The 10,846-nt window shown below is 30.3% G+C and carries 8 protein-coding genes; 3 read left to right on the top strand and 5 right to left on the bottom strand.

All coding sequences use genetic code 11. From position 1 onward, the window contains the following. Positions 1-172 precede the first annotated feature (172 nt). From Q0H31_RS11950 to Q0H31_RS11930, 5 genes are all read right to left on the bottom strand, one after another. Entirely contained in the window at positions 173-1,363 is a 1,191-nt protein-coding gene (locus Q0H31_RS11950; protein WP_295298483.1) for a Xaa-Pro peptidase family protein, read from the bottom strand. 23 nt (positions 1,364-1,386) lie between these two features. Next, positions 1,387-2,943, bottom strand: coding sequence for an AbgT family transporter (locus tag Q0H31_RS11945; protein ID WP_295298482.1), 1,557 nt, complete (start codon positions 2,941-2,943; stop codon positions 1,387-1,389). Positions 2,944-3,213: 270 nt separating this feature from the next. Beyond that, positions 3,214-6,348, bottom strand: a complete 3,135-nt coding sequence (locus tag Q0H31_RS11940; RefSeq protein WP_295298480.1) for an efflux RND transporter permease subunit — start codon at positions 6,346-6,348, stop codon at positions 3,214-3,216. Between the two features lie 39 nt (positions 6,349-6,387). After that, positions 6,388-7,731 carry an efflux RND transporter periplasmic adaptor subunit gene (locus tag Q0H31_RS11935; RefSeq protein ID WP_295298479.1) on the bottom strand — a complete coding sequence of 448 codons (1,344 nt, stop codon included), beginning with the start codon at positions 7,729-7,731 and terminating at the stop codon, positions 6,388-6,390. Between the two features lie 13 nt (positions 7,732-7,744). After that, positions 7,745-9,103, bottom strand: a complete 1,359-nt coding sequence (locus tag Q0H31_RS11930) for a TolC family protein (RefSeq protein ID WP_295298477.1) — start codon at positions 9,101-9,103, stop codon at positions 7,745-7,747. 454 nt (positions 9,104-9,557) lie between these two features. Here Q0H31_RS11930 and Q0H31_RS11925 point away from each other — a divergent pair, with 454 nt between their 5' ends. From Q0H31_RS11925 to Q0H31_RS11915, 3 genes are read left to right on the top strand one after another with little or no spacing between them, the layout of a single operon-like run. Further along, positions 9,558-10,070 (top strand): PepSY-like domain-containing protein, encoded by a 513-nt coding sequence (locus Q0H31_RS11925; protein WP_295298475.1) that lies wholly within the window; start codon positions 9,558-9,560, stop codon positions 10,068-10,070. Between the two features lie 43 nt (positions 10,071-10,113). Beyond that, positions 10,114-10,365 (top strand): PepSY-like domain-containing protein, encoded by a 252-nt coding sequence (locus Q0H31_RS11920; protein ID WP_295298473.1) that lies wholly within the window; start codon positions 10,114-10,116, stop codon positions 10,363-10,365. Positions 10,366-10,397: 32 nt separating this feature from the next. Then, positions 10,398-10,649, top strand: a complete 252-nt coding sequence (locus Q0H31_RS11915; RefSeq protein WP_295298471.1) for a PepSY-like domain-containing protein — start codon at positions 10,398-10,400, stop codon at positions 10,647-10,649. Positions 10,650-10,846 lie beyond the last annotated feature (197 nt).

Genomic DNA, 10,846 nt, shown 5'->3' with positions numbered 1-10,846 from the left:
TGATACACCTATGCTATACTTTAAGAAATTAAGGAATTCCTAACTGCAATATGTCTGGCTCCTGTGCATTTTTATATATTTGTTAAAAACAATTATTTATAATAATATCGTTTTAAATATATTAAAACTTAATGTAGTTTATAAATTTTACTATATTAAGTTTTAATAATATTCAGTCAATATAATGCGGAGCTGCATCAGTAATAATTTCGCATCCATCTTTAGTAACAACAATCATATCTTCTATGTTGTAACCTCCTAAACCTTCTATATAGCAAGGAGATTCTATACACAAAACCATATTCTCTTCTATCACTCTATTTTCATTTTTGGATACAAAAGGAGCTTCAGCAGTTTGAGGCCCCATACTAATACTATGTCCCATATGTCCCCTTTCATAACCGGGATATTTTTTCTTAACATACTCAAAACCTATATTAAATATCTCAGAAAAAGGAACATTAGGTTTTATATTTTCTATCATCAATGTTCTTGATTCATATAATGTATCTTTTAATTTAAAAAGCTCTTTATCTGCATTAGGCATTACCCAAGCTCTAGACATATCTGTAGTATAAAAATCCCACTCAGCATTAACTCCGCCGTCAAATTTTATTATATCAGTATCTTTTACTATAGTGTTTCCTGATATTGCTAAAGCAGATGCATTAGTTCCTGTTAGAAAAGCAGACCATGTACTTGGCACACATATTTTACTCTCCATAACATTGAGTCTGTAAATATCCATAAGCTCTTTTTCTGTAATACCCGGCTTAGCAAATTTACTAGTATGAAGCATTGCCAAAGCACCAACATTTGCTATTTTTTTTATAATGTCAATTTCTTCTTTTGTTTTTACAGACCTTGCTCTTATAAATAAAGGGCTTGAATTTTTTATTATTATGTTTGGAAGCTTCTCTTTTAATAAATTAAAATAATTAATACTTATAAAATCCAACTCCAAACCTATAGTTTTATTTTCAAGTCCATACTCTTTTATTAAATTAACCAATATATCAAACGAACCAGAAAAGCTTTTGAAATTTTTTGCTCCAAGTGAACCCTCACTGCTTGTAAGTTTATCAAAAGTTTTAACTCCCACCCAAGTATCATATTGCACTACTTTGCAATTATCCGCTCTATCTTCTAAAGCCTTTTTTTCAAAATCCATGCAAATTGCTACAGTTTGAATATTCTCATTACTATTTACAAGTGCCATAGATACAGCAGGCATTCTTGAAACGGCATGCTGATGAGATGCAGTTCCTGTAACATAATGAAAGTTTTCCGGAGAAGATACTATTAAAGCATCAATATTTTCTTCTTTCATAATTTTTTTTATATTTTTTTCTCTCGATTTCATTTTTTAATCCTATTCAAATTTAATTACATTCCATAATGTATAGGAGCATTAATGCCAACAGGAAGACCTATTAACATCCATATTACTAAAAGAATTATCCAAGCTATTAAGAATGCTATAGAATAAGGAAGCATCATAGTAATAACAGTTCCAACGCCACTGTCTTTATTATATTTTTTTACAAATGCCACTATTAAAGGGAAGAAAGGCATTAGAGGTGCAATTATGTTTGTAGTAGAATCTCCTATTCTGTAGGCTACCTGAGTAAGCTCTGGAGATAAACCAAGCTGCATAAACATAGGAACAAATATAGGAGCCATTATTGCCCATTTAGCAGAATCTACTGCTATAAATATATTAATAAATGCTGTTACAATAATGAATGAAACTATTAAAGGAATACCAACAAAACCTATAGATTTTAAGAAATTAGCACCAGTTACAGAAAGTATTATTCCTACATTTGAGTAATTAAAATAATCAACAAACTGAGCAGCAAAAAACAACAATACTAAAAATCCAGATATAGTAGATATAGTTTTAACCATTAAAGCTACAACCTCTTTATCAGATTTTACAGTACCAGCACCTATACCATAAAATAATCCCGGTATTAAAAAAGCAAACATCATCATTATTATTATACCGCTCATGAAAGGAGATTGAAGTATTCCGCCAGTTTCAGGGTTTCTTAATATGCCATTTTTTGGCAATACTAAAGCAAGAATGATAATCACATAAATGATAAATGATATAATAGCAAATAACATTCCTCTTTTTTCATTAGCTTCAATATCAGAAACAACAGAATCTTCATCAGGCTGATATTTACCAAGTCTTGGCTCTATTATTTTATCAGTAACTATTGTGCCTATTATAGTGATGAGGAAAGTAGATACAAACATGAAATACCAGTTGCCTGTAGGCTGTACAGTATAAGAAGGGTCTAATAATCTAGCAGCTTCTGTAGAAAGTCCCGCAAATAAAGGGTCATTAGAACCTATTATTAAATTAGCATTCCAACCTCCAGAAACACCAGCAAAAGCAGCAGCAAGCCCAGCAACAGGGTGTCTTCCAAAACTCATAAATATTATAGCCCCAAGCGGAACTAAAACTACATATCCTGTAGAAGAAGCTATATTTGACATTATTCCTAAAAATACTACCGAAGCTGTAACTAATTGTTTAGGAGTTACTTTTACAAGTTTTCTTAATACAGCTGACATAAATCCTGTACCGTCTGCCACTCCAACACCAAGCATTATGGCAAATACTACTCCTAATGGGAAAAAGCTTGTAAAATTGCTTATAGCAGAAGTATAAATATGTCTTATTCCTTCTGGAGTTAAAAGACTTACAGCTTTAACTGTTTTTGTAATATATGAACTAGTTGCAGAATCAAATACTTCATATTCAACAAAAATTCCTAATTTAAAACATATATGAGATATAAATAGCATTAGTACTGCAAATACTATAAACAATGTAGTAGGGTCAGGAAGAGAGTTACCAACCTTCTCTATTTTGTCCAAAACTTTTAAAATTTTGCCTTCTTTTTTGGTTAATTTTTCTGTTGCCATAGAAAAGTCCTTTTTTATTATATTTATTATTATTTTTTGATTATTTAATTAAAAAAATTACTGAACTATGAAGTGTTTCTGGGGAAAATAGTATTGATAATAAAATATCATTAAATTAAATATTTTTTTAAAACCATACATAATTATTCTAACACTATTGATTTATAAAAAAATACTAACATTAAAATATAATAAAGTCAATTAATAAATTATTTAAAAATAAAAAAGGCTCGAGTATAAAAACCCAAGCCTTTTATATTATTTTATCAATTATTTACCCGGTGTACTTAAAGCATCATCAACATTTGGATTAGTTTCAATACTAGCCAAATCTTTAGCATCATAATCTTTAAGCGGTATTCTGTTTCTAATAGCAGCATAAACAGTAGGAACTATAACAAGCGTAAACAAAGTAGAAACACTTAATCCGCCAAGCACTGCCAAAGATAAAGGTTTATACATCTCATTACCTTCACCGTTTGATAAAGCCATAGGAAGAAGACCAAGTATTGTAGTAAGCGAAGTCATAAGTACAGGTCTTAATCTTCTCGGACCAGCAATTAAAGCAGCAGCATCTCCGTTGATTTTCTTCTCATGCATAAGCTGATTCATATAGTCAATAAGTACAATACCATTATTAACTACAATACCAATAAGCACTATAACACCAATTCCGCTGTATACACTTAAAGTCTGTCCTGTAATTAGAAGTAAGAAAAGTGAACCAGCAAAACCAAATGGTATAGCAAGAGCAATAACGAAAGGAGCTATATAAGATTCAAATTGGCTAGCCATAATAGCATAAACTAATACTAAAGCTAATATCAAAGCTTGTAATAATTGTCCGAATGCCTCTTGCATGTCCTCATAATCACCAGAATAAACAATACTAAAACCAGCAGGTATAAATACTTTTTCATTGATAGTTTTTTGTATGTCATTCATTATTTGGTTCATAGGTCTGCCGTAACCTGCTGCTGTAATTGAAGTTATTCTGCTGTTGTTTTTTCTCTCTATTTCTGTAGGGGCAAAATCTTTATTAACATCAGCAATTGCAGATACAGGCACCATTCCTGAAGCTGTAGGTATAAGCATTCTATTAACATCATCTATGTTTATTCTGTCTCTTTCATTAAGCTGTACTATAACATCAATATCAGTAACTTCAGAGTTTTTAGGAGTCATTCTTGTAGCAGTAGTACCGCCGAAGCTTGTTTTTATAGAGTTGGCAACAGTATTAATATTAATCCCCATTTTTGAAGCTAAGTCTCTGTTTATAGTTACATTAAGCTCAGGACTAGAATCGCTTTTTTTCAAACGAACATCTCTAAGTCCTGGAACATCTTGTAAAGCAGATATGATATTATTGGCTAATTCTCTTGCTCTTGTTAAATCTTCTCCTACTATATCTATATCTATACCGCTTGAACTGCCTCCTCCGCGCATACTGCTTACACTATCAATATTAATTGTAGCAGGATATCCAGCTAATTTCTTTCTAACCATTTCAACATATTCTTCTGTCTCTACAGTTCTTCCGTCAGATTTGTCTATTAATTTAGCTCTTATCTGTCCTTTATTAGCATCAGAACCTGATCTAACTCTTGATTGTATTCTGCTTAAATCTTTTCCAATAACATCTTCAACATCTTTTCTCATTCTGTCTATAAAAGAACCTGTTTGCTCTTTTCTTGTACCAATAGGCATTCGTATGCTTGCCTTTAATTGACCTTCATCAGATTGAGGGAAACCTTCTTTACCTATAAATATTAATCCTACTATTATAACGGCAAATACTACACTTATTACAGGTATTAATACTCTATTTTTATGATTAACAGAATAAGTTAATATTTTTTCGTATACAAAATTAACTTTAGAGTGGAAATTCTTATCAAAAAATACTTCAAAACGATTGAAGAATTTAGACTTTTTAGTAGTTACTAATCTTGCACCAAGCATAGGCACTATAGTTAAAGCAACAGCCAAAGAAGCTATCATAGAAACTGTAACTGTAATACATAAATCTCTAAACATCTGACCAGTTTGACCTTCTACAAACAGGAAAGGCAAGAATACTGCTATTGTTGTAAGGGTGGAAGCAGATATTGCAAGTGCTACTGTAGAAGTACCGTCTATTGCAGAAGAGTATTTACCATAACCATTGTTTCGGTAATAGAATATATTTTCAAGTACAACAATGGAGTTATCTACCATCATACCAATACCAAGTACAAGTCCTGAAAGAGAGATAATATTTAATGTTGTACCAAAGAAATACATCAAAGTAAATGTAACAATTATAGACATAGGAATTGATATTGCTATTATAAGTACAGTTCTAACATTCCATAAATATATCATAAGAATAATAACAGCAAATAAACCTCCCTGCCAAGCAGTATCAAGTACGCCTTTTATGGCATTATTAACGTTATCAGCACTGTTGAATAGTATTTCGTATTTTATATCTCCCGGTAAGTTTAAGCTGTCTAATCTTTTTTTAATAGCATCAGAAACAGCAACTGTATTAGCACCAGATTCTTTGTTTATAGAAACATTAACAGCAGGAGTACCATTAACTTTTATAACGTCTCCGTCTTCATCATAACCCTCATAAATAGTAGCCAACTCTCTAAGTCTTATAGGAGTGTTATTGTCTTTTAATGCCACTACAACATTACCAATATCATCAACAGTTTTAAACTCTCCAGTAGTTCTTAAAGTATATTTGTAAACACCCTCATAAGTTTCACCGCCTGATATGTTTTGGTTTTCCATAGCCAAAGTGCTTACTATAGAGTTAATATCAAGACCATAAGCCTGAAGCCTGTTCATATCAACATCAACTTTAATTTGGCTTTTTAGTCCTCCTCTAATTTCAGCCATAGCAACACCGCCAACCTGCTCTATAGAAGTAAGTATTTGGTTATCAACTAAATTGTATAATGCAGATAAGTTGTCAATACCATAGAAAGATATTTCCATAACAGGTATATTGTCAGTAGAAAATTTATAAACAGCAGGGCTTTCAGCATCATCAGGCAAAGATTTTCTTATTCTGTCTATAGCCTCTCTTATGTCCGCAGTAGCAGATGCCAAATCGCTTCCCCAGTTAAACTCTATAAATACATTTGAATTTTCTTCCTCTGAAGATGAACTTACCTCTTTAATATTGTTTACAGAAGAAACGGCAGATTCTATAAGTCTTGAAACAGATTTTTCTACCTCTTCCGGACCAGCATTATCATAAGTTGTGCTAATACTAATATAAGGCAATTCCAAGTCAGGCAAGAAGTCTACAGGAAGCCTAGATAAACTTACAATACCAAGTATAACAACTGCCACTATCCCCATAAAAACAGAAACAGGTCTTTTTACTATTAATTCAATAAAACTTCTCATATATAAATAAACCTCTCTTAAAAATACAAATAATAATTTTTATTTACCAACAGAGTAAATATCACTATTATTTGTTTGCTCAGTGTTTTTAACTACATCTTCATTATCGGCAGCATCTTTTTCTGCTGTATTTATTATAACATTATTAGTTTGTGCAACGGTATTAGTTTGCTGTTTTGCAGTTGTGTTAGTTTGTGGTTTTGCGACTGTATTTTGCTGAGTAGTAGTTTTAGCGGCATTAGTATTATTTGCTGATAATGATGATGTTTTTGGCTTTGCTTGATTTGTAGCAGTTTGTTTTACAGTATTATTTTCTTTTGCTTGATTTACCTGAGTTCTTTGATTTGTTTGTTGTTTTATAGTATTGTTGGTATTATTTACTATTTCATTTGTATTAACATTTTGCGGGGTAATATATTCTAATATTGTAGGGTCATTTTCTATTCTATTTACTAAAGAACCGTCTTTTAAAAACTCTCTACCAAACATTACTACTTCTTCGCCATCTTCTAAACCGCCGCTTAAAGCAACTTTGTCTTTGGATCTAAATAATATATCAATTTCTCTAATGTATGCTCTATATTGTTTGTTAGTGTTTCCTGAAGTTACATTTCCTTCTAAAGGAGGATTTTGAGAATTATCTTCTTTTACAACATAAATATAGTTTTTTCCTAAATCATCAGAAAATGTAGCACTGTTCGGTATTACAAAAATATTATTAGCAGAGTTTAAGAGTATTGATACATCAGAAAACATTCCGGGTAAAAATAATCTGTCTTTATTGTCTATTAAAGCCTTTACCATTAGAGTACGAGTTGAAGGATTAACAGCATAATCTTTTTTGGTTATGGTAGCTTCTACTTCTTTATTTGGAGAGGAAGGAATTCTAATTAATACTTTTTGTCCTAATTCCACACCTGTAATAGAACGCTCTGGTACTTGTATTTCTACTTCTAATTTGCTAATATCAGCAACATTTGCTATTGGGGTAGCCGCTGCTATAGAAGCACCAACTGCCATATATGTAGTAGTTACGTAACCAGAAATAGGTGTTCTTGCCGGAGCATATGCATAATTTGCACCTATTACAAATCTGTCTATTAACGCTATAGTGTCTCCCTTATTTACAAAACTGCCTTCATATTTTAGTATATTTGCAATTTTTCCGGGTACATCTGAAGATATTTCTACTTCTTTTATTGCCTTAATTTCTGCAGAAAGCTCAAGATATTCCTCTAAAGACTGTCTTATAGGTGCTGCAACAAGTACACTTATAGGGTTTTCTTTCTTCTTTAAATCAACTTGTTTCTTACAAGAAATGGAAAGTGCACCTATTATTAAAATTGTAGAAAGTATTAAAATAATTTTTCTATATAGTATCATAGTTGTTTTCTCCTTAAGCTCCTAAAAGCTTTAATACTTGTAATGTGCTTGAAAAATATTCATATATGGCTTGTAAATATGAAAGCTGTGCATTCAAATATGTAAGCTCAGCATCGCTTAGCTCTAATGTGGATATTGTACCGCCTCTATACTGTCTCTGAGCCATTTGCAAAGCATATGCAGCTGTTCTTGCATTTTCTGCTTGTGATTGTAATGTTAATTCCTGAGATTTTGCTGTAGAAATAAGGTTTCTGCTGTTTATCTCTATATTGTCTCTTAACTGTTCATAACTTATTTCCATTTGCTCAATGCTTAATTGAATCTCTTCTGCTGCTTTTGCTGTAGATGAGAATGGAAGTAAAGAATCAAGAGCATAATTTAATGAAAATCCAACTCCCCAGCTAAACTCTCCGCTTCTGTCTTTGTAAAAATCTTTATTATTATCTAATTTTAATTTATCTATTGTAGTAATTCCAACATTAGCATTTGCTGAAAAAGTAGGCCATAAATAGCTTCTTGCAACTTTTCTATTGTATTCAAGCATTTCTATATTGCTTGCCATATTGCTAAGCTCTATATTATTAGCCATTATTAAATCTAATATTACGTTTATATCTAAATCTGGTAATGCTATTTTTGTGGCATCAAGTATATTACCTACTAATTCTACTTCATCAGTTACATTTGTTAAGCCTATTTGCCTTATAAATGTTAGTTTTAAGCTTTCATAATTATTGCTGAGTGCAACAAGCTGAGGTTTTGTGCTTTCGTATTGCACTTTTGCATTTAAATATTCATATTCTGAAACTTGACCATTTCTATACTTTATATAAGATTCTCTCATTCTATTGCTGTAATTAAGCTGCTGCTGATAGTATACTTTATAATTTTCTTGTGCAACGAATGTGTTATAAAAATTTAATTGAGTGTTTATTGCTACGTTCTTTCTCTCATCAAAATATGTTTCTTTCATCATTTTTAGGTTTATTTCTCTTGCTTTATCAGTGTTCCAATTTCTAAAGCCTGTGAAAAGTGTTTTTGATAATGTTGCTTGAGCACTCCAAGTATCTGCACTTGAATATACTCCTGTGTTAAAATTTTCGTATTGATATTCTTTTGGCTCTGATAAATTAAGCCCCCCGCTAACGGTTAATGAAGGTAAAAATAAATCGGAAAATGAGGCGTCTTTTTGAGTTTGAGCTATGCGTACATCATATTCTGCCTGTTTTAGTGTCTTATCATTTTCTACTGCTAAGTCTAATGCTTGCTCCAAATTTATGCTTATCTTAGAGTTTGTGGAGTTTTCATTACTCTGTGAATATAAAGAAATATTGAATAATATAATCAATATAAAAACAAAACTATTTTTCACAATACCGCTCCTAAAAAAGTCTACATCGTAAATTTAATAAAAATTTATTTTTTTACTAATAAATTATAAACTTCAAATAAAAAATATCAAGTTCTAATTTTACAATATATTTAATTAGACGAATAAATAATTAAAAAAGTTCCCATAATTAAACGCTTATAATGCCTAATTAAATTAATAATTATATAAGTACATAAAAAATCATTATTCATATATTTATACAAATACAGTAAATAATTTTTACTTTTTCAGTGTGAAAAATAATGATTTATTGTTTAAATTTACCTTAAATTTACAAATCGCATGTATTTTTTGATAAAATCATAGTAAAACCGCAAAAAAACTTCAAAAAATATATATTTTTTGTAAAAAATTAGTAAAAAAATTTGACAAAACCACCCGCTTATACTATAATTATAATTGTAAAGATAATTTACTTAGTAAGGAGATAAAAATGAAAAAATTATTAAATGTTATTTTTGCTGTATTTATGTTTTCAACTATACTGTTAGCACAAACTAACGATTTAACAGATACTAATACAGCAAATGATATGACAATCTATAACCCTTATATGCAAACAGCAGACAGCAATGTTCAATATGGATATGGAGTGCCATTATCATCTTTGCCTAAGAACACTCAAGATTTTATAGCTAAGCATTTTCAGAATGTAGAAGTAACTTACATAGAAAGAGATTGGGAAGAAATAGAAGTATATTTAGGTAATGGAACACAAGTTGACTTCTTTCCTAATGGTGAATGGAAAGAGGTAAAAACTTATGGAAATATGCCTGCTACAATATTGCCTGCTAATGTTTTAGCTACTGTTAATAAAACTTATCCTCAGGCTGCTATTATTAAAATAGAAAAGCAGTTCAGCATATATGAAATTAAATTAAATAATATGATGGAGCTTTATATTGATAGTAACGGCAATTTATTAGGACAGCAATTTGATGATTAATAATTAATTATATATAAAAAAATAAAAAATAAAGGAGTGAATAATGAAAAAAATAATTTGTTTATTAATAGCTTTAAGTATAATAGGTTCTTCAGCTTTATTTGCTGACTGGTATATACCTCTCAATCAAGTTCCTCAAGCAGTATTAGCTACAGCAAGAGCAACTTATCCGCAGGCAGAGATTTGGTCTGTAGAAATGGAAAATTATAATGTTTATAAAGTAAAAATGAACAACATGATGGAACTTTATATAGATAAGGCTGGTAATTTATTAGGTCAAGAGTTTGACGACTAATATTAAAATATAAAAAATAAAGGAGTGAAATAATGAAAAAAATAATATGTTTATTAATAGCTTTAAGTGTAATAGGTTCTTCAGCTTTATTTGCCGATTGGTATGTACCTCTTAATCAAGTTCCTCAGGCAGTATTAGCTACAGCAAGAGCAACTTATCCTCAAGCAGAAATTTGGGCTGTAGAAATGGAGCATTATAATGTTTATAAAGTAAAAATGAACAACATGATGGAACTTTATATTGACAAAGCAGGTAATTTGTTGTATCAGGAATTTGATGACTAATAAAAAAGACAATTGATAAAAAAATAGTTATTCCTTATTATTGTAGAAGAGGCTTAAAAATATTTTTAGGTCTCTTCTTTTATTTGTATAATAAAATCTATTTGCATAATAATATCAAAATATGTTTAGGAGCCATAGATATTGCACGTTTTTTAGTTAAAATAAAGTAGGTATTCCTTATAATATAAATAGCTAAA

The sequence above is a fragment of the uncultured Brachyspira sp. genome, assembly GCF_934747485.1.
GTDB lineage: Bacteria > Spirochaetota > Brachyspiria > Brachyspirales > Brachyspiraceae > Brachyspira.
Note: the sequence above shows the minus strand (reverse complement) of the source record. Positions and strands in the feature narration are given on the sequence as shown.

Bases quoted from the DNA above. Each gene is read 5' to 3' on its own strand.
- Q0H31_RS11950 (WP_295298483.1), bottom strand. From the start codon at position 1,363: ATGAAATCGAGAGAAAAAAATATAAAAAAAATTATGAAAGAAGAAAAT.
- Q0H31_RS11945 (WP_295298482.1), bottom strand. From the start codon at position 2,943: ATGGCAACAGAAAAATTAACCAAAAAAGAAGGCAAAATTTTAAAAGTT.
- Q0H31_RS11940 (WP_295298480.1), bottom strand. From the start codon at position 6,348: ATGAGAAGTTTTATTGAATTAATAGTAAAAAGACCTGTTTCTGTTTTT.
- Q0H31_RS11935 (WP_295298479.1), bottom strand. From the start codon at position 7,731: ATGATACTATATAGAAAAATTATTTTAATACTTTCTACAATTTTAATA.
- Q0H31_RS11925 (WP_295298475.1), top strand. From the start codon at position 9,558: ATGAAAAAATTATTAAATGTTATTTTTGCTGTATTTATGTTTTCAACT.
- Q0H31_RS11920 (WP_295298473.1), top strand. From the start codon at position 10,114: ATGAAAAAAATAATTTGTTTATTAATAGCTTTAAGTATAATAGGTTCT.
- Q0H31_RS11915 (WP_295298471.1), top strand. From the start codon at position 10,398: ATGAAAAAAATAATATGTTTATTAATAGCTTTAAGTGTAATAGGTTCT.